The sequence below is a fragment of the Thioalkalivibrio sp. ALM2T genome, from assembly GCF_000381505.1.
In the GTDB taxonomy this organism is placed as follows: Bacteria; Pseudomonadota; Gammaproteobacteria; order Ectothiorhodospirales; family Ectothiorhodospiraceae; genus Thioalkalivibrio; species Thioalkalivibrio versutus.
Window position 1 is genome coordinate 51,918 of the sequence record NZ_KB906557.1, and the last position, 22,078, is coordinate 73,995.

General features: G+C 66.9%; 22 protein-coding genes. 15 read left to right on the plus strand and 7 right to left on the minus strand.

Annotated elements, in window-relative coordinates:
- The first annotated feature begins 47 nt into the window (after positions 1-47).
- From F816_RS0102930 to F816_RS0102990, 13 genes are all read left to right on the plus strand, one after another.
- Positions 48-2,618 (plus strand): DNA topoisomerase I, encoded by a 2,571-nt coding sequence (locus F816_RS0102930; protein WP_019593470.1) that lies wholly within the window; start codon positions 48-50, stop codon positions 2,616-2,618.
- Positions 2,605-3,213: an L-threonylcarbamoyladenylate synthase gene (locus F816_RS0102935; RefSeq protein WP_019593471.1), complete on the plus strand. Its 609-nt coding sequence runs from the start codon at positions 2,605-2,607 to the stop codon at positions 3,211-3,213. Before F816_RS0102930 ends, F816_RS0102935 begins: the two co-directional genes overlap by 14 nt.
- 16 nt (positions 3,214-3,229) lie before the next feature.
- A complete protein-coding gene (gene hemF, locus F816_RS0102940) occupies positions 3,230-4,159 on the plus strand; it encodes an oxygen-dependent coproporphyrinogen oxidase (RefSeq protein ID WP_019593472.1) in 930 nt (309 codons plus the stop codon).
- Positions 4,160-4,182: 23 nt separating this feature from the next.
- Positions 4,183-5,199, plus strand: coding sequence for a porphobilinogen synthase (gene hemB, locus F816_RS0102945; RefSeq protein WP_019593473.1), 1,017 nt, complete (start codon positions 4,183-4,185; stop codon positions 5,197-5,199).
- Positions 5,196-6,044, plus strand: coding sequence for a shikimate dehydrogenase (aroE, locus tag F816_RS0102950; RefSeq protein WP_019593474.1), 849 nt, complete (start codon positions 5,196-5,198; stop codon positions 6,042-6,044). Before hemB ends, aroE begins: the two co-directional genes overlap by 4 nt.
- A 102-nt stretch (positions 6,045-6,146) precedes the next feature.
- Positions 6,147-6,809, plus strand: coding sequence for an OmpA family protein (locus tag F816_RS0102955; protein WP_019593475.1), 663 nt, complete (start codon positions 6,147-6,149; stop codon positions 6,807-6,809).
- 191 nt (positions 6,810-7,000) lie between these two features.
- Entirely contained in the window at positions 7,001-7,441 is a 441-nt protein-coding gene (aroQ, locus tag F816_RS0102960) for a type II 3-dehydroquinate dehydratase (protein WP_018176254.1), read from the plus strand.
- Positions 7,442-7,450: 9 nt separating this feature from the next.
- Complete coding sequence (accB, locus tag F816_RS0102965; RefSeq protein WP_018951815.1) at positions 7,451-7,906, plus strand: acetyl-CoA carboxylase biotin carboxyl carrier protein; 456 nt, start codon at positions 7,451-7,453, stop codon at positions 7,904-7,906.
- A 51-nt stretch (positions 7,907-7,957) separates the two neighbouring features.
- Positions 7,958-9,304, plus strand: coding sequence for an acetyl-CoA carboxylase biotin carboxylase subunit (accC, locus tag F816_RS0102970; RefSeq protein ID WP_019593476.1), 1,347 nt, complete (start codon positions 7,958-7,960; stop codon positions 9,302-9,304).
- 31 nt (positions 9,305-9,335) lie between these two features.
- Complete coding sequence (gene prmA, locus F816_RS0102975; protein ID WP_018168372.1) at positions 9,336-10,217, plus strand: 50S ribosomal protein L11 methyltransferase; 882 nt, start codon at positions 9,336-9,338, stop codon at positions 10,215-10,217.
- Between the two features lie 228 nt (positions 10,218-10,445).
- Positions 10,446-11,093 carry a DUF3426 domain-containing protein gene (locus tag F816_RS0102980; protein ID WP_019593477.1) on the plus strand — a complete coding sequence of 216 codons (648 nt, stop codon included), beginning with the start codon at positions 10,446-10,448 and terminating at the stop codon, positions 11,091-11,093.
- 110 nt (positions 11,094-11,203) lie between these two features.
- On the plus strand, positions 11,204-12,196 hold the full coding sequence (dusB, locus tag F816_RS0102985) for a tRNA dihydrouridine synthase DusB (protein WP_019593478.1): 993 nt from the start codon (positions 11,204-11,206) through the stop codon (positions 12,194-12,196).
- Complete coding sequence (locus F816_RS0102990; RefSeq protein WP_018144664.1) at positions 12,193-12,519, plus strand: helix-turn-helix domain-containing protein; 327 nt, start codon at positions 12,193-12,195, stop codon at positions 12,517-12,519. Before dusB ends, F816_RS0102990 begins: the two co-directional genes overlap by 4 nt.
- A 93-nt stretch (positions 12,520-12,612) precedes the next feature.
- Here the strand turns inward: F816_RS0102990 and F816_RS0102995 are convergent, their stop codons facing one another.
- Positions 12,613-13,374, minus strand: a complete 762-nt coding sequence (locus F816_RS0102995; protein WP_019593479.1) for an inositol monophosphatase family protein — start codon at positions 13,372-13,374, stop codon at positions 12,613-12,615.
- Between the two features lie 161 nt (positions 13,375-13,535).
- Here F816_RS0102995 and F816_RS0103000 point away from each other — a divergent pair, with 161 nt between their 5' ends.
- Entirely contained in the window at positions 13,536-13,853 is a 318-nt protein-coding gene (locus F816_RS0103000; protein WP_019593480.1) for a DUF2322 family protein, read from the plus strand.
- An 18-nt stretch (positions 13,854-13,871) separates the two neighbouring features.
- Here the strand turns inward: F816_RS0103000 and F816_RS0103005 are convergent, their stop codons facing one another.
- The 3 genes from F816_RS0103005 to F816_RS0103015 are packed head-to-tail and all read right to left on the minus strand — an operon-like array spanning position 13,872 to position 15,405.
- Positions 13,872-14,471 carry a histidine phosphatase family protein gene (locus F816_RS0103005; protein ID WP_019593481.1) on the minus strand — a complete coding sequence of 200 codons (600 nt, stop codon included), beginning with the start codon at positions 14,469-14,471 and terminating at the stop codon, positions 13,872-13,874.
- Complete coding sequence (gene ampD / locus F816_RS0103010) at positions 14,468-15,025, minus strand: 1,6-anhydro-N-acetylmuramyl-L-alanine amidase AmpD (RefSeq protein WP_019593482.1); 558 nt, start codon at positions 15,023-15,025, stop codon at positions 14,468-14,470. The genes F816_RS0103005 and ampD overlap by 4 nt, the downstream gene beginning before the upstream one ends.
- Complete coding sequence (locus F816_RS0103015) at positions 15,022-15,405, minus strand: thioredoxin family protein (protein ID WP_019593483.1); 384 nt, start codon at positions 15,403-15,405, stop codon at positions 15,022-15,024. Before F816_RS0103015 ends, ampD begins: the two co-directional genes overlap by 4 nt.
- Before the next feature lie 86 nt (positions 15,406-15,491).
- On the opposite strand from F816_RS0103015, the gene F816_RS0103020 reads away from it, so the two are divergent.
- Complete coding sequence (locus F816_RS0103020; protein ID WP_019593484.1) at positions 15,492-17,543, plus strand: UvrD-helicase domain-containing protein; 2,052 nt, start codon at positions 15,492-15,494, stop codon at positions 17,541-17,543.
- Between the two features lie 67 nt (positions 17,544-17,610).
- Here the strand turns inward: F816_RS0103020 and F816_RS0103025 are convergent, their stop codons facing one another.
- From F816_RS0103025 to F816_RS0103035, 3 genes are all read right to left on the minus strand, one after another.
- Positions 17,611-19,491, minus strand: a complete 1,881-nt coding sequence (locus F816_RS0103025; RefSeq protein WP_019593485.1) for a methyl-accepting chemotaxis protein — start codon at positions 19,489-19,491, stop codon at positions 17,611-17,613.
- 110 nt (positions 19,492-19,601) lie between these two features.
- Positions 19,602-20,039: a rhodanese-like domain-containing protein gene (locus tag F816_RS0103030; protein ID WP_019593486.1), complete on the minus strand. Its 438-nt coding sequence runs from the start codon at positions 20,037-20,039 to the stop codon at positions 19,602-19,604.
- 239 nt (positions 20,040-20,278) lie between these two features.
- Complete coding sequence (locus F816_RS0103035; protein ID WP_026333104.1) at positions 20,279-22,006, minus strand: potassium/proton antiporter; 1,728 nt, start codon at positions 22,004-22,006, stop codon at positions 20,279-20,281.
- Positions 22,007-22,078: the final 72 nt, after the last annotated feature.

Here is a 22,078-nt window from a genome sequence, read left to right on the forward strand (position 1 = left end):
ACCGCCCCGACACGGAACCCGCTGCCACGGAGACGGTCCCGAGCCACATGAGCAAGCACCTCGTCATTGTAGAGTCCCCCGCCAAGGGCAAGACCATCGAGAAGTACCTGGGTCCCGACTACCAGGTCCTCGCCTCGTATGGCCACGTACGCGATCTCGTACCCAAGGAGGGCGCGGTGGATCCGGAAGACGGCTTCCGGATGAAGTACGACATCATCGAGCGCAGCGAGAAACAGATCGAGGCGATCGCCAAGGCGCTGAAGAAGTCCGACGACCTGATCCTCGCGACTGACCCCGACCGTGAAGGCGAAGCGATCTCCTGGCACCTCCACGAGGTCCTGCGCGAACGCGGCCTGCTGGAAAACCGCGACGTGCACCGGGTGGTGTTCCACGAGATCACCAAGAAGGCGATCCAGGAAGCCATCGAGCACCCGCGCGACCTGGCCCAGCCGCTGATCGACGCCCAGCAGGCGCGCCGCGCACTGGACTACCTGGTCGGCTTCAACCTCTCGCCGCTGCTGTGGCGCAAGATCAAGCGCGGCCTGTCCGCCGGGCGCGTGCAGAGCCCGGCCCTGCGCATGATCGCCGAGCGCGAGAACGAGATCGAGGCCTTCGTCGCACGCGAGTACTGGACGCTCGACGCCCTGACCGAACGCCAGGGCCAGTCGTTCACCGCGCGCCTGACCCACCTGGACGGCAACAAGCTGGACCAGTTCGACCTCAACAGCACCGAACTGGCGCACGACGCCCAGAAACGCCTGACCGACGCCGCCAGCGGCGAGCTCCGGGTCGCCAAGGTCGAGAAGAAGCAGCGCCGCCGCAACCCAGCCGCTCCGTTCACCACCTCGACCCTGCAGCAGGAGGCCTCGCGCAAGCTCGGCTTCACCGCCAGCCGCACCATGCGCACCGCCCAGCAGCTCTACGAAGGGATCGACCTCGGCTCCGGCGCGATCGGCCTGATCACCTACATGCGTACCGACTCGGTAGCCCTGGCCGGCGAAGCGATCGGCGAAATCCGCGGTCTGATCGAGGAGCGCTACGGGGCGAACAATGTCCCCGACAGCCCGCGCCAGTACAAGACCAAGTCCAAGAACGCCCAGGAGGCCCACGAGGCCATCCGCCCGACCTCCGTGCGCCATGTGCCGAACGAGATACGCGATCGCCTGAGCAGCGACCAGGCACGCCTGTACGACCTGATCTGGAAGCGCACCGTCGCCTGCCAGATGATCCACGCGACCTTCGACACCGTCGCTGCTGACCTGGTCCCCGGCGACACCGACCACCGCTTCCGCGCCACCGGCTCCACCCTGGTCGACCCCGGCTTCATCGCGGTCTACCAGGAGGGCCGCGACGACACGCAGGACGACGACGAGGACAAGCGCCTGCCAGAAATGGCCGAGGGCGACAGCGTCAAACTGAACGAAGTCACCGCCGACCAGCACTTCACCGAGCCGCCGCCGCGCTACACCGAGGCCAGCCTGGTGAAGACGCTGGAGGAATACGGTATCGGCCGCCCCTCCACCTACGCCAGCATCATCTCCACCCTGCAGTCGCGCGAGTACGTGGAGATGGATGGCAAGCGCTTCATCCCGACCGACACCGGCCGGATCGTGAACAGCTTCCTGACTCAGCACTTCGACCGCTACGTGGACTACGACTTCACCGCGAAGCTCGAAGACGAGCTGGATGCCATCTCGCGCGGCGAGAAGGACTGGGTCCCGGTGCTGGAAGCATTCTGGGGCGACTTCCGCGACCGGGTGAAGGAAAAAGAAGAGAACGTGACCCGCGCCGAGGCCGTGCAATCGCGCGAGCTGGGCCCCGATCCGCAAAGTGGGCGCCCGGTCAGCGTGCGCCTGGGCCGCTTCGGGCCGATCGTGCAGATCGGCACCAAGGACGACGAGGAGAAGCCGCGCTTCGCCGGCCTCCTGCCCGGACAGAAGATGGACAAGGTCACCCTCGAGGAGGCGCTGGAGCTGTTCAAGCTGCCGCGCGATCTCGGCGAGACCCCCGAGGGCGAACCGGTGATGGTCAACATCGGCCGCTTTGGCCCGTACGTGAAGTACGGCTCCAAGTACGCGTCGCTGGGCCCGGACGACGATGTCTGGACCATCGAGCTGCCACGCGCGCTGGAGGTCGTCGCCGAGAAGAAGAAAAAGGACGCCGAACGCTTCATCAAGAGCTTCGACGCGGAAGGCATCCAGGTCCTGAACGGGCGCTACGGCCCCTACGTGACCGACGGCAACAAGAACGCCAAGATCCCGAAAGAGACCGACCCCAAGTCCCTGACGCTGGAACAGTGCCAGGAACTGATCGCCGCCGCCCCGGAACGCAAGGGCCGCGGACGCAAGGGGGCGACCAAGTCCACGGGCAAGACCGCTGCCAAGTCCTCTAGCAAGGCCGAGGGCAAGACCGCCAGCAAGACGTCGGCCAAATCGACCGCCAAGTCGACGACTACGAAGAAAACGGCGACCAAGAAGAAGGCCACCGCCAGCAAGACGGGCGCAAAGAAGACCACCGTCAAGAAGACCCCGGCGAAGAAGTCGTCTACTGCGAAGTCCGCCAGCGCTGGCGACAACCGCCTGAGTGCCGAGCCCTCCGGCGATCGTGGATCGGAATAACGCCCCGCTGCTGACCGCCGAGATTGATCCCGTCGCGCACCACGTGCGCGACGGCGGGGTGATCGCCTACCCCACCGAGGCGGTCTTCGGCCTTGGCTGCCGCCCGGACGCGCCGGAGGCCATCGAACGCATCCTGACACTGAAGGGTCGACCGGCGGCCAAGGGGCTGATCGTGGTCAGCGACCGGCTCGACCGCCTTGCCCCCTGGCTGGCCCCGCTGCCCGCCGACCGCCAGGCCGAGATCGACGCGAGCTGGCCCGGCCCCACAACCTGGCTGCTGCCCGTAACCCCTGACTGCCCCATCCTACTGCGTGGCGAACACGACAGCCTGGCCGTGCGCGTAACCGCCCATCCGGCCACACGTGCGCTGTGCGCGGCCGCCGACAGCGCGCTGGTCTCGACCAGCGCGAACCGCGCCGGCGCGGAGCCCTGCCGCACCTGGGATTGCGTTGCCTCACAACTCGGGGCGGGCATCGATGCCATCCTGCAGGCAGAATGTGGTGGGCGCGACGCCCCCAGCGCGATCCGCGACGCCCGCACTGGGGCCTGGTTCCGGGGCGGACCGGACAACGCAGCGAACAACGCCAACAACTGATCAACCGGGACGCAGCATGAGCCAGGACAACGTCTCCATCGAGCGCGTAATCGACTACCTGCAGAGCCTGCAGGACCGCATCTGCCAGGGCCTCGAGGGCCTGGACGGCAGGGCCCGCTTCAAGGAGGACGCCTGGGAGCGCCCCGCTGGCGGTGGCGGGCGCACCCGCGTGCTGCACGAGGGCGCGGTGTTCGAGCAGGCCGGGGTAAATTTCTCCCACGTGATGGGCGACAACCTCCCGGCCTCGGCCACCGCCCACCGTCCGGAGATGGCCGGGCGCTCGTTCCAGGCCACCGGCGTGTCCCTGGTGATCCACCCGCACAACCCCTTTGTTCCGACCTCTCACGCCAACGTGCGCTTCTTCATCGCGGAGAAGCCCGGCGAGGACCCGATCTGGTGGTTTGGCGGCGGCTTCGACCTCACGCCCTACTACGGCTTCGACGAGGACTGCATCCACTGGCACCGTACCGCCGAGGCCGCCTGCCGCCCGTTCGGCGAGCACCTCTACCCGGCGCACAAGAAGTGGTGCGACGAGTACTTCCACCTCAAGCACCGCGACGAGCCGCGCGGTGTGGGCGGGCTGTTCTTCGACGACTTCAGCGAGGGCGGCTTCGAGCACGCCTTCGGCTACATGCAGAGCGTGGGCAACGCCTACCTGGACGCCTACGCCCCGATCGTCGAGCGCCGCCGCGCCACCGACTTCGGCGAGCGCGAGCGCCAGTTCCAGCTCTACCGCCGCGGGCGCTATGTCGAGTTCAACCTGGTGTATGACCGCGGTACCCTGTTCGGCCTGCAGTCGGGCGGACGCACCGAGTCGATCCTGATGTCGCTGCCGCCGCTGGTACGCTGGGAGTACAACTACCAGCCGGCGCCCGGCACGCCCGAGGCCGAACTGTACGAACGCTATCTGAAGCCGCGCGACTGGCTCGCCGAGACTGCCGGCTGACTCCAAACACGCAAGGACCTGGCATGACCGCACCGATCGCCCCCTACCCCGCCGACCGCCCGCGCCGAATGCGCCGCGACGGCTTCTCCCGCCGCCTGATGCGCGAACACCACCTGCGCGCGGACGACCTGATCCTCCCGGTGTTCGTCACCGAGGGCGACGGCGTGCGCGAGGCGGTACCGTCGATGCCCGGCGTGGAACGCGTCTCCATCGACCTGTTGCTGGAGGAGGCGGCCGCCGCCGTGCGCCTGGGCATCCCGGCGCTGGCGCTGTTCCCGGTGGTGCCGGCCGACAAAAAAAGCCTGGACGCGGCCGAGGCCTGGAATCCCGAGGGCCTCGCCCAGCGCGCGGTGCGCGCATTGAAGGCGGCGCAGCCGGATCTCGGCGTGATCACCGACGTGGCCCTGGACCCGTTCACCACCCACGGTCAGGACGGCATCATCGATGACGACGGCTACGTGGTGAACGACATCACCACCGAGGCCCTGGTGAAGCAGGCGCTGTCGCACGCCGCCGCCGGCGCCGACGTAGTCGCCCCCTCCGACATGATGGACGGGCGCATCGGCGCGATCCGCGGCGCCCTGGAGGACGGCGGGCACGTGCACACGCGCATCCTCGCGTACTCCGCCAAGTACGCCTCCGCTTTCTACGGCCCGTTCCGCGACGCGGTGGGCTCGGCCGGCAATCTCGGCAAGGGCGGCAAGAAGACCTACCAGATGGACCCGGCCAACGGCGACGAGGCGCTGCACGAGGTCGCGCTGGATCTCGCCGAGGGGGCCGACATGGTGATGGTCAAGCCGGGCATGCCGTACCTCGACGTGGTGCGCCGCATCCGCGACGAATTCCGGCGCCCGACCTTCGTCTATCACGTCTCCGGCGAATACGCGATGCTCAAGGCCGCCGCCGAGCGCGGCTGGCTGGACGAACGCACCTGCGTGCTGGAGGCCCTGACCGGCATGAAGCGCGCCGGGGCCGACGGCATCCTCACCTACTATGCGCGCACCGTGGCCGAATGGCTCGCGGAGGACGCGGCGCGATGAGCGAGCCGCGTCCGGATCGCTACGCGGTGGTGGGCAACCCCATTCACCACTCGCTGTCCCCGCGCATCCACACCCTGTTCGCCGAACAGACTGGGCAACACCTCGTGTACGAAGCCCGCCAGGGCACCCCCGGGCAGTTCGCCGAGGAGGTCAACGCCTGGTTCGCCGAGGGGCTCAAGGGCCTCAACGTGACCGTTCCATTCAAGGAGGAGGCCTTCGCCCTGGCCCGGGTGCTGACGGACCGTGCGCGCCATGCCGGGGCTGCCAACACCCTGTGGCGGGACGGCGACCACCGGATCCACGGCGACAACACCGACGGCGTCGGATTCTGTCGCGATCTCGACCGCCTCGGCTTCGACGTGCGCAATCGCCAGGTCCTGATCCTGGGGGCCGGAGGCGCCACCCGCGGCCTGCTGCAACCCCTGCTGGAAGGCGCACCAGAGGTGCTGATCATCGCCAACCGCACCGTGGCCCGCGCCGAGGGGCTGGTGGATGCCTTCCGGGATATCGCCCCGGCCACCCGGCTCTCCGCCTGCGGCCTGGACGCCCTGCCGCAGGGCCCGTTCGACCTAGTGGTCAACGCCACCGCCACCGGTCTCGGCGACGATGCACTGGCGCTCCCCGAGCACCTCGTCCACGCGGACAGCCTGGCCTATGACCTGGTCTACGGCGCCGGCGCCAAGCGCTTCCTGGACTGGGCCGCCGGCGCGGGCTGTGTACGCGGCAGCGACGGCCTCGGCATGCTGGTGGAACAGGCGGCCGAGGCCTTCTCCATCTGGCGCGGGGTGCACCCCGAGACGGATCCCATTCTGCGTCAACTGCGTCACGAAATCGCTCCCGAATAGCCCACCCACAACCCGGGTTCATGGACGGTTCACGCGCCACAGCGCAAGCTGAACCTATTGCCCCGTATCCGCACGGGGCCAGCGAATACTGGGAGATTCATCATGCAACGCATTCTCGCCCTGGCCGTCACCAGCGCCCTGGTACTGGTGGTGGGCTGCACCACCACGGATCCGTACACCGGGGAAGAACGCGTCTCCCGAGCCACCATCGGGGCCGGCATCGGGGCCGCCACCGGTGCGGTGCTCGGCAGCGTCACCAGCAGTCGCAACCGCACCCAGCGCGCCATGATTGGCGCCGGCATCGGGGCCCTGGCCGGTGGCGCCATCGGCAACTACATGGACCGCCAGGAGGATGCCCTGCGCGAACAGCTGCGCGGCACCGGCGTGAGCGTGACCCGCGACGGCGACAACATCATCCTCAACATGCCGAGCAACATCACCTTCGATTTCGATCGCAGCGAAATCAAGCCGCAATTCCATGATGTCCTTGACTCGGTCGCACTGGTGCTGGAGGAGTTCGACCAGACCGGGATCGAGATCGCCGGGCACACCGACAGCACCGGCCGGGTGGAATACAACATGGACCTCTCCGAGCGCCGTGCCGAGAGCGTGGGTCAGGCCCTGATGCGCCGTGGCGTACAGCCGGTGCGGGTGCACACCATCGGCCTCGGGCCGCACCAGCCGGTCGCTACCAACGACACCGATGCGGGCCGCGAACAGAACCGCCGCGTCGAACTCACCCTGTTCCCGCTCACCGCTGACTAACCCGCATGTTCCGGCTCGGTACCCCGGCGCTCGCCGGGGCGCCGGGCCGACCCCATTCTGGCGACGTCTCCAGCGCCTCGCGCTGGACACTCCCACCCTTCCTGCGGCAGAATCCCGATCATTCGCTGCATCGTGATTTTTCGGTGCAATCGCGTCCATTCTCGACAGGATCGCTACCGATTCCCCCTGCCATGGCGTCCATACTGCTGCTCAACGGCCCCAACCTGAACCTGCTGGGACAGCGGGAGCCGGAGCGCTACGGCGTACAGACCCTGGCGGACATCGAGACCGACCTTAAAGCCCGGGCGGAACAGGCCGGCGCAACCCTCGACTGCTTCCAGAGCAATCACGAAGGCGACCTGATCGACCGCATCCACGCCGCCGCCGGCGAGGGCGTGGAGCACATCCTGATCAATCCGGGCGGCCTGACCCACACCAGTGTCAGCCTGCGCGATGCCCTGCTGGGCGTCGCCATCCCGTTCTACGAGATCCATATCAGCAACATCCACGCCCGCGAGCCCTTCCGCCAGACCTCGCGCCTGAGCGATGTCGCCGCCGGCCTGGTCAGTGGCTTCGGCGTCATTGGCTACCGGCTGGCGCTGGATGCGGCGCTTGCAGCTATCAAGGACTAAGAGGCTTCCATGGACATTCGCAAGGTCAAGAAACTGATCGACCTGCTCGACGAGAGCGGCATCCACGAGATCGAAATCCACGAAGGCGAGGAGTCGGTGCGCATCACCCGCTCCGCCAGCGGGACGCCCATGGCCGCCGCCCCGGCCCCATTGCCCCCAGCGGCGCCCGCCGCCGCGGCGGCCCCGACCGCAGCCCCGGCGGGCGCGACGGAGGCCGCACCGGAAATGGACGGCCATCGGGTCACCGCACCCATGGTCGGCACCTTCTACCGGGCCCCGAGCCCGGGCTCCAAGCCGTTCGTCGAGGTCGGCCAGACAGTGGAGGCCGGCGAGACCCTCTGCATCATCGAGGCCATGAAGATGCTCAACCCGATCGAGGCCGACCAGGGCGGCACCATCCGCGACATCCTGGTCGAGAACGGCAACCCGGTGGAATACGGGCAGCCGCTGTTCATCATCGGATGAACCCATCCGTCGGGCGTCACATTCCCGGCTTCGCTGGAAACAGGTTCGAGCATGTTTGAGAAAATTCTGATCGCCAACCGCGGCGAGATCGCCCTGCGGGTCCTGCGTGCCTGCCGCGAAATGGGCATTGCCACCGTCGCCGCCCATTCCAGCGCCGACCGCGACCTGAAGCACGTTCGCCTGGCGGACGAGTCGGTCTGCATCGGCCCCGCGGCCTCGGGCGAGAGCTACCTGAACATTCCCGCGCTGATCGCGGCTGCCGAGGTCACCGACGCCGGAGCGATCCACCCGGGCTACGGCTTCCTGTCGGAAAACGCGGACTTCGCCGAACGGGTGGAGTCTTCGGGCTTCGCCTTCATCGGTCCACGCGCCGAGACCATCCGTCTGATGGGCGACAAGGTCTCCGCGAAGCAGTCGATGCTGGAGGCCAACGTGCCCTGCGTCCCCGGCTCCGGCGGCGCCCTGGGCGACGACGCGGACACCAACCTGGCGCTGGCGCGCGAGATCGGTTACCCGGTCATCATCAAGGCCGCTGCCGGCGGTGGCGGCCGCGGCATGCGTGTGGTGCACACCGAGGGCGCGCTGCTGAACGCCATATCGCTGACCCGCAACGAGGCGCAGCAGGGGTTCGGCAATGACACCCTGTACATGGAGAAGTACCTGGAACACCCGCGCCACGTGGAGTTCCAGATCCTCGCCGACAGCCACGGCAACGCCGTCTGCCTGGGCGAGCGTGACTGCTCGATGCAGCGACGCCACCAGAAGGTCATCGAGGAGGCACCGGCCCCGGGCATTACCGATGATCAGCGCCAGGCCATGGCCGAACGGCTGATCCGCGCCTGTCAGGAGATCGGCTACCGCGGCGCCGGGACCTTCGAGTTCCTGTACGAGAACGGGGGATTCTATTTCATCGAGATGAACACCCGGCTGCAGGTCGAGCACACCGTCACCGAGCAGGTCACCGGCATCGATCTGGTGCGCGAACAGATCCGCATCGCCGCCGGGGAACCCCTGGGCTACACGCAGGACGACGTGCGCATCACCGGCCACGCGATCGAGTGCCGCATCAATGCGGAAGACCCCCGTACCTTCATGCCCAGCCCCGGGACCATCCAGCAATACCACGCGCCGGGCGGACCGGGCATCCGCATGGATACCCACATCTACAACGGCTATATGGTGCCGCCGTACTACGACTCCATGATCGGCAAGCTGATCGCCCACGGCAACAGCCGCGAGATCGCGCTGGCGCGCATGCGCGGCGCCCTGGGCGAAATCGTGGTGGACGGCATCCAGACCAACGTCGCGCTGCACCACGACCTGATGATCGACGCGAACTTCCAGCGCGGCAAGACCGATATCCACTATCTCGAGAAGAAGCTCAAGGCACAGGCCTGACCCTTCCCCCTCGCGCCACGAGCCTGATGCCATGAGCCTTGCCGAACTTGAATGCCAGATCAGTCCGGAACAAGCCGAGCCGCTGGAGGACACCCTGTTCGAACTGGGTGCCGTCAGCGTCGAGCTGTTCGACGCCGCCGACGAGCCCCTTTTCGAGCCGCCCCTGGGCACCCATCCCCTGTGGTCCACCGTGCGCCTGAAGGCGGTGTTCCCGGACACCACCCAGGCGGACCTCGCCGCCGCCGCGCTGGCGCGCCAAGCGCAAGCCCCGGAAGCGATCCAGGTCCAGGCGATCGAGGACCAGGACTGGGTCCGCGCCGGGCTGGACGGTCTTGGCGCCATCCATTGCGGCGGCGCACTCTGGATCGTGCCCTCCTGGGAGGATGAACCGGCGATCGAGGAAGGCACCTTCGTGCGCCTGGACCCCGGTCTTGCCTTCGGGACCGGCAATCACCCGACCACCGCGATGTGCCTGGCCGCCCTGGCCCAGCAGCCACCGCGCGATCAAGAGGTCCTCGACTACGGCTGCGGCTCTGGCATCCTCGCGATCGCCGCCCTGAAGCTGGGCGCACGCCATGCACTCGGCATCGACATCGATGAACAGGCCGTGCAAGCCACCCGCAGCAATGCCGACTCCAACGCCATCCCGCCCGCACAGCTGGAGACGGGGCTGACCGATCACCCTGTGCCCGACGCGGCCTATGACCTGGTGCTGGCCAACATCCTCGCCAAGCCGCTGATCGATCTGGCACCGGAGTTGGCTCGGGCGGCGAAACCGGGCGCACGCATCCTGCTCGCCGGGCTGCTCGAACGCCAGGCAGACGAAGTCATCGCGGCCTACTCTGACACCTTCGATATCGGCGTCGAGGACTGCCGCGAAGGCTGGGCCCTGCTCGGCGGCCGCCGGCGCTAGGGAGACGCTGAGTCATGGACGCGCGCGGCCGGGTCGATCGCTCTCAACGGCAAGACGCCGCAAGCACAGGATCGCCCGGCTGCAGCAACGCCCCGCAAGCCCATCAGCAGGCCCCATCGGGCGAATCCTCGCGACACCTGACGCCCAGCCCGTAGGATGCTGGCCCGCTGCCCCCAATGCGGCGTCACCCACGCCCTCGCCCGCGGGGCCAAGCTCCGACAGAGGCGCGTGCACTGCTCCAATTGCGATGCCGAGTTCGATCTGTTCCCGGCACTGGAGATCGGCGGCGCGGGCGAACGCGTGTTGGGCCAGGGGCTCCTCCCGGCACGCCAGGCGTCCCTCCACGCCATCGAGCGCGCCCGGGGCGCTGCAATACCCCTCAACATCGAACGCCACGCAAGCCCCCTGGGCTCGGCAGACGCAACACGTCGGCGCTCCTGGCCGGGGATCGTGCTGGCCGCCGCCCTGATGCTGCTTCTGGGCGCGCAACTACTGGCAATCCCGCCCGTGGCACCGCACCAGATCGCCCACCTGGACCAGGCCCGGGCGCAAGTGTGCGCGGCCCTCCCCTGCCCGACCTGGCACTTGCGGCGCGCCCCTGGCCAAGTGCGCACCTCGGCGCCCGATTTCTTCACCACCAGCGATGGCACTCTGCACCTGCAATTCCTGCTCGAGAGCCGGATCCGGCAGGCCTGGCCGATCCTCGATATTCGCCTGACCGACCAGCTTGGGACGCCCCATGGCACCCTCCGGCTGACCCCCGACGACTACACCGACACCCACGCACCGATGAATGCCCACTCCCCCCATTCCGTGCGTCTGGCCGTTGCCAGTCCTCATGGCCACATCACCGGCATCGAAATCCAGCCCCGGTAATTCCCCGGTCCAAGCCCGCGCGCATTCACATGGTTTCGCGATCGACCACACCGGAAACCGCGCAGGTTAGCTGCTAGACTGGCCCGCTTGCCCCCGACCCGATAGCCCCGATGCAGCTCGGAACTCACCACTTCCCCGACCCTGTCGTGTTTCTGGCGCCGATGGCCGGGGTCAGCGACCGTCCGTTTCGGTTACTGGCCCGCCGCCTGGGGGCCAGCGCAGCGGTATCCGAGATGGTGACCTCCGACACCCGACTATGGGCCAGCGACAAGAGCCGCCACCGCCTGGATCATCGCCAGGAACCGCGCCCGCGCATCGTGCAGTTGCTGGGTAACGAACCCGAGGCCCTGGCCGAGGCGGCGCGCGAGAACGTGCGCCGCGGCGCCGACGTGATTGATCTGAACCTCGGCTGTCCGGCCAAGAAGGTCTGCAGCAAGGCCGCCGGATCGGCGCTACTGGGCGAGCCGGAACGGGTGCGCGAACTGCTCCAGGCGCTCACCACCGCGGTCACGGTCCCGGTGACCCTGAAGATGCGCCTCGGCCTCGACCGCGAACGGATCAACGGCGAGACCATCGCGGCCATCGCCGAGGACTGCGGCATTGCGATGCTGACCGTGCATGGCCGCACGCGGGCCGACGCCTATCGCGGAGAGACGGACTACGCCGCCATCGCGCGCATCGTCCGGGCCGTTTCCATCCCCGTGCTCGCCAATGGCGACATCACAAGCCCCGAAAAGGCCCTGCAGGTGCTGGATACGACCCGCGCGGCGGGCGTGATGATCGGGCGTGCCGCCCAGGGCCAGCCCTGGCTCCCGGGCCAGATCCGGGCCGCGCTGGCGGGCGAACCGATACCGCCGGCACCCGGGCGCGCCGCCCGCCTGGCCCTGATCGAGGAGCACATTGGCGAACTGCACGCCCAATACGGCGAACCGCAGGGCGTGCGCATCGCGCGCAAGCACCTGGGCTGGTATCTTCAGGGCCTGGGTCTCGACGAGGCCCGCACCCGGGCGGCCCGGGCTGACCTTCTCGCCGCCCCCACGGCCAGCGAACAACTGTGGCGCCTTCGGGCCCACCTGACGGGAATCGCAAGCGAGGCTGCATGAGCATGAACATGCCACTCGAACAGGACCCTGAGGTCCACGAGACGCCGGTTGCAGGCGTGCTTCCGTCCGACTGCGTGCTGGCCGAGTCCGTGCGCCATGCACTGGACCAGTACTTCGAGACCCTGGATGGGCAGAGCAGCCACGATCTCTACGCGCTGGTGATGAACGAGGTGGAGCGCCCCCTTCTGGCCAGCGTGCTGGAGCGCTGCGGGGGCAACCAGAGCCGCGCGGCGGCCCTGCTCGGGCTCAACCGCGCCACCCTGCGCAAGAAGCTGCGCACCCACGGACTGGTAGGAACCAACGGGAACGGCGCCGGAGAATAGCCCCCGGCGCCGGCAACCCCATGCGCCCCAACCGAGGCGCCGGGAAGGCGCTTATCCATACGCGACCAGCAGTCGCTCGGATTAGGGCGACTACTAGGCCTTCCAGCCCAAGCGGTTCAGGACCGTACGATGCAGTTCCGGGGTGGCCGCAGCCAGGACATTCGCGGTCTGCAGGTCCAGTTCGCCGCCAGAGAGGTTGGTGAACACGCCCCCCGCCTCGCGCACAATCACCGCCAGTGCGGCGATATCCAGGATATTCACGTCCGACTCGACGATCAGGTCGATGCTGCCGCGCGCCAGCAGGTGGTAGTGGTAGAAGTCGCCATAGCCACGGGTGCGGTTCACCTCGGCCGTGATGCCGCCCAGCGCCTTCCAGCCTTCAGCATTCTGCGCCAGGGACTTGAGGTTACCGGTGGACAGGGAGGCCCGCCCCAGATCGGTGGTCTTCTCGACCGCGATCGGGTCGCCATTCAGGAACGCGCCCTGGCCCTTTTCCGCCCAGGCCCGCTCACCAAACTGGATGCCATTGGACAGCCCCAGGATCAGATCGCCCTTGTACATCAACGCGATCTGGGTGGAGAAGAACGGGTAGCGACGCACGAAGCTCTTGGTGCCGTCGATCGGGTCAATCAGCCAGACATAGTCGGAATCCATGTCCGACTGCCCGGTCTCCTCGCCGTAGAAACCGTGATCCGGGAAGTGCTCACGGATCACCTGGCGGATCGCCTGTTCGCTCTCCACGTCGGCCCGGGTCACCGGGGTATCGTCGGGTTTGGTTTCGACGTCGACACCCGCCTCGTAATAGTGGCGGATTACCTTCTCGGCGGCATCGGCGGCGGCCTGGGCGGCCTCCATGAACGCGCTTCGCGACATGTTCGTGTCCCCTCGACAAAAGCCGCTATCTTAGCATGTGGTGCTTTCGTCGCTGCCCCGGCGCGACCCTGCCGCCTTCGCGGGTTGGTTGTCGCCACCGGGTCATGCCCCGATAATGCCGCCATTATTTCGAGGAGCCCGACATGTCCAAGAAGCTGCCCGACGTCAGCAATATCGAACGCCTGGAATTGTTTGGCGAAGACTACAACCCCACCGCGACCATCGAAAACGTGGAAGGCCAGAGCCTGTCGCTGCAGATCTACTATCAGCTGGCGCTGGACTTCGGCGGCATCGGCCCGAAGGCGGCCAACTCGGGGCTGCTGATGTACGGCAGCCACGCCGATGACGCCCGCGCCAACCCCGGCAAGCACCCGAACATCGATCGCCTGATCGACGTGCTGAACAACGACTTCTACCTGTCGGTGAAGGCCGTCCCCAAGCGCAGCAACCAGACCGGGTAGACCGGAGCTGCGCCCGACTCAAACCCGGTTGGCGTGGATCAGGCGCCAGCCCCGGGTCGGGTGCCGGTGCAGGCGGGTGCGACTGGCATAGTCGCATTCCAACTGGAACAGCCGCGCGTCCGGCACCGCCATCACCCAGCCCACCAGGGCGCGAATCACCCCGGCGTGCACGACCAGCAGCACGCGCTCGGCCTCCAGGGGCCGCAACGCCGCCTCGAAGCCGGTTTCCACCCGCCGCCGAAAGTCCGCCAGCGGCTCGGCCCCTGCCGGCCGCGCGTGGACTGGGTCGGCGTAGAAGGCTCGATACTCCTCCGGCCGGTCACGCTGAAGCTCAACCCGGGTCCGCCCCTCCCAGTCGCCGAAGCCCACCTCGCGCAGATCCGGCGCCAGGGACAGCGGTAAATCCCGTCCCGCGGCGAAGCGTTCAGCGAAGGCGCGGCAACGCTGCATCGGCGAACTGACCACGTACTGCCAGCTGGCCTCGCCTTTCACCGCCTGCTCCATCTGGGCCCACCCGCGCGGGCTCAGCGGATCGTCGCAGCCATGACCGCGATAGCGCTGACCGCGATAGCGCTGACCGCCCTCCGGCTCCCCGTGGCGCAACAAGTCCACGATCATGCCGTCACCGCCTGCAATTCCCGCCGCAGGCGCGTCCAGTCGAAACAGGGCCCGGGGTCCGTCTTGCGCCCCGGCGCGATGTCGCTGTGACCCACCAGCCCATCCGCGCCAATACCGGGGTAGCATGCCCGGAGCCAGCCCACCAACCGCGCCAGTTCGGCGTACTGCGCCGGGGTGAACGGATCCTCGTCGGTCCCCTCGAGTTCGATCCCGATGGAGAAATCGTTGCAGCGCTCGCGTCCGCACCACTGCGACGCCCCGGCATGCCAGGCACGGCGGGAGAACGGCACGAACTGGGTGGCCCACCCGTCGCGGTCAATCAGCACATGGGCGGACACATGCAACGCCACGATCTCGGCAAAGTAGGGATGGGCCTGCGGATCCAGCCGGTTCTGGAAGAGCTCGGCGATATGCGGTCCGCCGAACTCGCCGGGCGGAAGACTGATCGCATGCACCACAATCAATTCCGGGTCCTGTCCCGGGGGGCGGGCATCCTGGTTCGGGCTTTCCACCACGCGCGCGGGCGGCCACCAGTCGTTGTCGTTCGAGGTCATGGTGCCTCCTCGGGTGGGCGCGCGAGGCAGGCGGTCAGCGCCTCGCGCAGCAGGGGCAACCGGGGCGGGGCCTCCAGGCGGCCGTGGTAGGCGCCCGCCTGGAACACGAACAGCGCCGGCAGATGGAAGACCTCGAATTCGCGCACCAGGGCGGTATCCGTCTCGGCGTCCACCACGAACAAGGCCGGCGCATCCGCGGCCGCCTGCCACTCCGCCAGGACCCGCCCCATCACCTTGCAGGCGCCGCAGCCCTGGCGCGTGAACAGAATCACCGCCGACCCCGGCACATCCATCAGGCGCTGATGAAAATCAAACTGGGTCAGACGCGGAAGCGGCCCGGCCGCCCCGGCCGCGGCGGCAGTGCCCGACACATTGGTCAATGGCTTACCCTCACCGTTACTGTCTTTATGAATGCTGGATCGTGGGTTAGTTTACGCGCCCCGCTGAGAAGGAATCGACCACCCCGGTGTCTGAACTGAATCCTCAACAACAGGCCGCCGTCACCACCACGGACCACCCACTGCTGGTGCTGGCCGGAGCGGGGTCGGGCAAGACGCGCGTGATCACCGAGAAGATCGCGCACCTGATCGAGCAGCGCGGGCTCGAGGCGCGCCGCATTGTCGCCATCACCTTCACCAACAAGGCCGCGCGCGAGATGCGCGAGCGCGTGCAGGGCCGCCTGGCGCGCGAGCAGGCACGCGGGCTTAGCGTCTCCACCTTTCACACCTTCGGACTCAATTTCCTGCGCCGTGAACTGCAGGCGGCCGGGCTGCGGGCCGGCTTCTCGATCCTCGATCCGGGCGACTGCCGGCAGTTGCTGCGCGAGATCACCTACCGCGACGACACCGGCTCCGAGGTGGACGCACTGGTCGGCCACATCAGCCGCTGGAAGAACGACCTGATGACGCCGGCGGAGGCGCTGCACGAGGCGAGTCAGATGACCGACGCCCCGGAGGCCATCGCCGCCGCCAACCTCTATCCACGCTACGAGGACGCCCTGCGCGCCTACAACGCAGTGGACTTCGACGACCTGATCAAGCGCCCGGTGGACTGCCTCCGCGATGACCCTGAGCTGCGTAACCGCTGGCAGGACCGCATCCGCCACCTGCTGGTCGACGAGTACCAGGACACCAACTCCGCGCAGTACCAACTGGTGCGCCTGCTGGTTGGCGTCAGTGATGGACTGACGGTGGTGGGTGACGACGACCAGTCGATCTACGCCTGGCGCGGCGCGCGCCCGGAAAACCTCGTGCGCCTGCAGGACGATTTCCCGCGCCTGGAGGTGATCAAGCTGGAGCAGAACTACCGCTCCACCAACCGCATCCTGCACACCGCGAACGCGCTGATCGCGAACAACCCGCACGTGTTCGAGAAGCGCCTGTGGAGTGCGCTGGGCGAGGGCGAAAAGATCGAGGTCATCGGCTGCTCCGACGCCGACACCGAGGCGGCGCGCGTGGTCTCCGAGCTGATGCGCCGGCGTTTCCGTCTCAACGCGGGGTGGGGGGATTTCGCGATCCTCTACCGCAGCAACCACCAGTCCCGGCTGTTCGAGAAGCTCCTGCGCGAGCAGGGCATCCCCTACCGCCTGAGCGGCGGCCAGTCGTTCTTCGAGAAGGCCGAAATCAAGGACCTGGTTGCCTACCTGCGCCTGCTCGCCAACCCGGACGACAACACCGCGTTCCTGCGCGTGGTCAACGTGCCGCGCCGCGAGATCGGGCCGGCCACCCTGGAAAAGCTCGGCCACTACGCCAACCAGCGCGGCACCTCCCTGTTGCAGGCCGCCCGCGGCGCCGGCCTTTCCGAATACATGGATGCCCGCGCCCAGGCCCGACTGGAGCGCTTTACTGACTGGATTGACGGCTTCCAGCGCCGTGGCGCGGAAGAGTACCCGGACGTCCTGCTGCGCGCCCTGGTCGAGGACATCGACTACGAATCCTGGCTACTGGAAAACAGTCCCAACCCGCGCGCAGCGACCCGGCGCATGGACAACGTGCGCGAATTCATCGACTGGGTCGGGCGCATGGGCGGAGCCAACACCACGGCCGAATACGGTGATGACGAGGCCGAGGACACCCGCAGCATGGGCCTCGCCGACATCGTTAATCGCATCAGCCTGATGGACATCCTCGACCGCAACCGGGATTCCCAGGACGGCAACGAGTCGGTACAGCTGCTGACCCTGCACACCGCCAAGGGCCTGGAGTTTCCGCATGTCTGCCTGGTCGGTTTCGAGGAGGAACTGCTGCCACACCGGGTCAGCGTCGAAGACGACTCCATCGAGGAGGAGCGCCGCCTGGCCTACGTCGGCCTGACCCGCGCCCAGCAAACCCTGCTGATCACCTACGCCCAAAGCCGAAGCCGCTACGGCGAAAGCCTCGATTGCGAGCCCTCGCGCTTTCTCGACGAACTGCCCGAGGAGCATCTCGACTGGCCCGACGCCAAGCCACCGGACCCCGAGACCCAGCAGCTCACCGCCCGCGCCCACCTCGCCGGCCTGAAGGCCATGCTTGGCAAATAAACGGCACACAAAAAAGGAGCCCGGAGCGTTGCTCCGGGCTCCTTGGCCCTCCCCCCCCCAACTTGTCCTACAACCGGAAGCGGGCTGTCAGTTCCTGCAGCTGAGCCGCCAGTCGCGCCAGCTCCTCGGTCGCCGCCGTGGTGTTTTCCGAAGCCTGAGAGGTCTCTTCCGCAACGTCGCGAATATTGGTCACGCCCTCGTCAATATGCGAGGCCGTCGCACTCTGCTCCTCAGCAGCCCCGGCAATCTGGTGATTAACGTCCGTGATGCGATCGATCGAGGACTTGATCCCGGAGAACGCCTCTTCGGCGTCCTGGGCATCCGCCACAGTAGTCGTGACCCGCTCCATGCCCACGGCCATGGACTTCGAGGACTGGCCCGCCCGATCCTGCAGCTTGGTGATAATCCCCTGGATCTCCTCGGTGGAATGCTGGGTGCGACTCGCCAGCGTACGCACCTCGTCCGCGACCACCGCAAACCCGCGGCCTTGTTCGCCGGCGCGAGCGGCCTCGATGGCGGCATTCAGTGCCAGCAGATTGGTTTGCTCGGCAACACCCTTGATCACGTCCAGCACCACCGTGATGTTCTCGACATCCGACTGAAGGGCCTGAACCGATTCGGAGGTTTCGCCCACCGAGGACTCCAGCGCACGGATCGACTGCACGGTCTTCTGCAGCGCGGACTGGCCGGCATCGATGTCCTTTTTGGCGCTGTCCGCGGAAGACGCCGCACCCTGGGCGCTGCTCGCCACCTCACGGGTAGTCTGCGTCATCTCGTTCATCGCCGTGGCGATCTGTTCGATCTCTTGGTGCTGGCGCCGCATGCCCGAGTTGGTCTGCTGCGTGGTCGCCGATAGCTGTTCGGCGGCGGAGGCCACCTGGCGAGTAGCGTCGTTGATCGCCTCGATCATCGAGCGCAGCTGGGTCAACATGGTCTGCATGGCCTGCGACAACCGCCCCGTTTCGTCATTGCGGGCGGTGTCGGCAAGGTTCTGACTGAGGTCCCCTTGAGCAATCGCGTCGGCCGCATCCACCGCGCGCAAGAGCGGGGCAAATGAACGCTGCATGTACCAATAGATCAGAATCGCAAGGGCGATCAGGACGATGACGGAGCTGGCGATGGCTACGCGGTTGATGAAGGCCTGACGTCCGAAACTCTCGGTGAAGTCACTCACGCTCACGAAATGCGCCAGCGCCTCGCCATCCGGTGAGCGCACCGGGTGCGTGACGACGGAATAAGCGCGCTCGTCGCCGGAGACACGCGCCACCCGCTGCTCACCCAGTGCGGGAAGATCCAGATTGATACGTTCGAGCAGATTGTTCTCGTCAGGATTGTACGAGCGGTACTCCACTTCACCCCGCCGACCGACCAAAAGATTGAGCGAGTCATCCGCAGCGGACATCTCCTCGAGCGGGGCATCCATATGACGCATGAACACGCCGGCGCCCACGACCTCGCCACGGTCGTACATCGGAAACGCGAGGGTCGAGACCAGCGTCCCGTCCTCGTCGCGCTGGACACCGCGCATCACGTTGCGCTCCTCCAGCACCTGCCGCACTAGTGGCTTGGAAGTCCTTCCGGAGAAATCGCCGGTCGTGGAAAACACGATGCGCGCATCACCATCCACCACCTGCATGCCGGTGATGGTCCCGGAGGAACTCATCCGGTTGAACGTCGGGCGGGCCGCATCCTGAAGGGCCTGCCGATTACCCTCGTAAAGCGCAGCGATAGCGTCCCGGTTGCGGGTCATGCTCTGGACGCCCACCTCCATGCGCTCCATCTCGGTGGCGACAATGCGATCCCACAACTGCGCCTTGCTGGTGAGCATCAGGTCCTCAAAACGCGTCTCCGACACATCCTGAGACACCCGCGCCAGGCTGATCAGGATGATCGTTGCCAGCAGCAAGGCGCCCAGCGCCAGCAGGGTCAGACGAAGTTTGAGTGACATGGTGCCCCCGTTGATTATTGTTCTTGGACGTCCGTTGGGCCTGTCGGGAGGCGTCTGGAAGACGCCCCCCGACAGGTCCTGTAACGACGTTTCAGGGGATTACTTGAGGATTACTCGACCGGGTAACCGGCCTCCTGCCAGGACGGGAAGCCCAGACGGTAGTAGTGCACGCTGGTAAAGCCCCACTCCACCGCGCGTTCGGCCGCGGCCGCGGTACGCCAGCAGGGGGTGCTGTTGCAGTACAGGACGACATCGGCATCCTTGGAACCGACGAACTCCAGCAACGACTCCTCGGTGATGTCGCTCTGGGACTGATCGCGCTCGACCGTCAGGTTGATTGCGCCCGGAATGCGGCCGGCGTCGTAGTCGGAGCTCGTCCGGACATCAACAAACGGCACACGCTGATCGAACAGGGCACGGGCTTCTTCCGGGCCCACATACGTAGTGCCATCGACCGTCTCGGGCGACTCGTAGTCAGCCAACAGGGCAAATGGGAACAGGAAGGCCAGCACCAGACCAAGGCGGGCGATGAATCGAAAAGCGTTCATGGTTACTTCTCCTGATGGGAACGGGATGCACTCATAACGTGATGAAATTCACGTTACGCAGATTCAGGTAACCAGATAAAGGCCCACTTGGCAAGGATTTTGTCGGCGGTATTTTTTACGACAAGAACCGCTTTATAAAGGAATTCTTATCTATGGAGCCCAAGCAATGGCCACCACCCGATTCAAGATCCGCTGGATAGACGCATTCATTTACCCAGCTTTCGTCAGGCAGGCGTTAGTTAAGTCCGGCGCAGCAGCTTCAGGCCGACGCGGGTGATGCGGGCGCCGTCCATCTCGCGGATGACCAGGCGCATCGGGCCAAGATCGACGGCATCGCCGACGACCGGTTCGGCCTGGAGCTCGCGACGCAGATAGACCTCCAGGGTTTCACCCTGGCGTTCTGGCGGGACCGGGGCGCCGTAGGCCATGCCGACCGCGCCCAGCTGGGCGTCGCCGTTGAGCGCGAATTCGCCGAACACGCTGCGCTCGGTGAGGCGTTCCGGCACCTCGTCCTTGGGCACGAACAGGCGGTCGAGGTCATGCAGATCCGCGGGCGTGACCATGATGTAGAGGTGGTCGCCGGCGTGCAGATCCAGCAGCTCCAGGGTCTCCAGCAATTTGCCCTTGCGCAGATGCGCCACCACCCGTGCGCTGCCCGGCAAACGGAAGTTCGACCAGGCCTCGCGCACCACCGGGGTGGTCTCCGCCAGACGGTAGCCGACCAGCTCCATCTCCTGCTGCCCCGGGATGTCGAGCTCGGTGCGCTGCACCCGTGCGGTGGTGGGTGGCAACTCCAGCCCCAGCCAACGCGCCGAGGTCGCGACGGTCCAGCCCTGCACCAGCAGCGAGATCAGCACGACGAAGAACACCACGTGGAAGAAGTAGCCGGCCAGCTCCAGCCCGGCCAGCAATGGGAACAGCGCGAGGATGATCGGCACCGCCCCGCGCAGACCGACCCAGGAGATGAACAGCTGTTCGCGCCAGGGAAAGCGGAATGGGTAGAGACAGATCCACACCGCCAGCGGACGCGCAATCAGGATCAGCACGGCGGCGACCAGGCCGGCGTCCAGCGCCACCGGCGGGAGCTCGGACGGGGCGACGATCATGCCCAGCATCAGGAACATGCCGATCTGCGCCAGCGAGGCGATGCCGTCATGAAAACGCTTGATGTTCTGCGAGGCCTCCAGCGGCCGGTTGCCCAGCAGCAGCCCCGCCAGGTACACGGCGAGGAACCCGGAACCACCAACCAGCCCGGTCAGCCCGAAGATGGCCAGGGCCCCGGCCATGGCAAACAGCGGATAAAGCCCCGCCGCCATCGGCACCCGGTTGATCAGCGCGAGCAGGGCAAAGCCACCGCCCACGCCGAGCAACGCGCCCAGGCCCATCTGCTGAACGAACTCGACCAGCACCACCAGGCCGAACTGCTGTTCCGGCATCAGCAGCAGTTCGATCAACACGATAGTCAGGAAGATCGCCATCGGGTCGTTGGAGCCGGACTCGATCTCGAGCGTGGCGCCGACACGGCTCTTCAGCTCCAGCCCGCGTGAGCGCAGCAACGAGAACACCGCCGCGGCGTCGGTGGACCCGACAATCGCCCCGAGCAGCAGCCCCTCCAGCCAGGACAGTCCCAGCCACCACACGGCAAACGCCCCGGTCAGCCCCGAGGTGACAATGACCCCGAGTGTGGCCAGCCCCAGCGCCGGTTTCAGCCCGATGCGGAAATTGCGCGCCGGTGTGCGCATCCCTCCGTCGAACAGGATGATCGCCAGCGCCGCCGAGCCGATCAAATAGGCAACGGTGATATTCTCGAACACCAGACCGCCCGGGCCTTCCGGGCCCAGCAGCATCCCGATGACCAGGAACACCAGCAACAGGGGCACACCCAGCCGCGAGGTGATCACGCTCGAAAGGATGCTCCCCAGCAGCACGATCGCGGCCAGGAAGATGATCTGGTTGGAGATGTCCATGCGCCAATCATACCGGAACACCCCCGCATCCCGACGGCGCTCCACCCGCTGGAGAGAGGCTGGCCTGCTGGC

Excerpts from the sequence above, each read along its gene's own strand:
- F816_RS0102930 (WP_019593470.1), top strand. The coding sequence starts at position 48 with ATGAGCAAGCACCTCGTCATTGTAGAGTCCCCCGCCAAGGGCAAGACC.
- hemF (WP_019593472.1), top strand. The coding sequence starts at position 3,230 with ATGAGCCAGGACAACGTCTCCATCGAGCGCGTAATCGACTACCTGCAG.
- hemB (WP_019593473.1), top strand. The coding sequence starts at position 4,183 with ATGACCGCACCGATCGCCCCCTACCCCGCCGACCGCCCGCGCCGAATG.
- aroE (WP_019593474.1), top strand. The coding sequence starts at position 5,196 with ATGAGCGAGCCGCGTCCGGATCGCTACGCGGTGGTGGGCAACCCCATT.
- F816_RS0102955 (WP_019593475.1), top strand. The coding sequence starts at position 6,147 with ATGCAACGCATTCTCGCCCTGGCCGTCACCAGCGCCCTGGTACTGGTG.
- aroQ (WP_018176254.1), top strand. The coding sequence starts at position 7,001 with ATGGCGTCCATACTGCTGCTCAACGGCCCCAACCTGAACCTGCTGGGA.
- accB (WP_018951815.1), top strand. The coding sequence starts at position 7,451 with ATGGACATTCGCAAGGTCAAGAAACTGATCGACCTGCTCGACGAGAGC.
- accC (WP_019593476.1), top strand. The coding sequence starts at position 7,958 with ATGTTTGAGAAAATTCTGATCGCCAACCGCGGCGAGATCGCCCTGCGG.
- prmA (WP_018168372.1), top strand. The coding sequence starts at position 9,336 with ATGAGCCTTGCCGAACTTGAATGCCAGATCAGTCCGGAACAAGCCGAG.
- dusB (WP_019593478.1), top strand. The coding sequence starts at position 11,204 with ATGCAGCTCGGAACTCACCACTTCCCCGACCCTGTCGTGTTTCTGGCG.
- F816_RS0102990 (WP_018144664.1), top strand. The coding sequence starts at position 12,193 with ATGAGCATGAACATGCCACTCGAACAGGACCCTGAGGTCCACGAGACG.
- F816_RS0102995 (WP_019593479.1), bottom strand. The coding sequence starts at position 13,374 with ATGGAGGCCGCCCAGGCCGCCGCCGATGCCGCCGAGAAGGTAATCCGC.
- F816_RS0103000 (WP_019593480.1), top strand. The coding sequence starts at position 13,536 with ATGTCCAAGAAGCTGCCCGACGTCAGCAATATCGAACGCCTGGAATTG.
- F816_RS0103005 (WP_019593481.1), bottom strand. The coding sequence starts at position 14,471 with ATGATCGTGGACTTGTTGCGCCACGGGGAGCCGGAGGGCGGTCAGCGC.
- ampD (WP_019593482.1), bottom strand. The coding sequence starts at position 15,025 with ATGACCTCGAACGACAACGACTGGTGGCCGCCCGCGCGCGTGGTGGAA.
- F816_RS0103025 (WP_019593485.1), bottom strand. The coding sequence starts at position 19,491 with ATGTCACTCAAACTTCGTCTGACCCTGCTGGCGCTGGGCGCCTTGCTG.
- F816_RS0103030 (WP_019593486.1), bottom strand. The coding sequence starts at position 20,039 with ATGAACGCTTTTCGATTCATCGCCCGCCTTGGTCTGGTGCTGGCCTTC.
- F816_RS0103035 (WP_026333104.1), bottom strand. The coding sequence starts at position 22,006 with ATGGACATCTCCAACCAGATCATCTTCCTGGCCGCGATCGTGCTGCTG.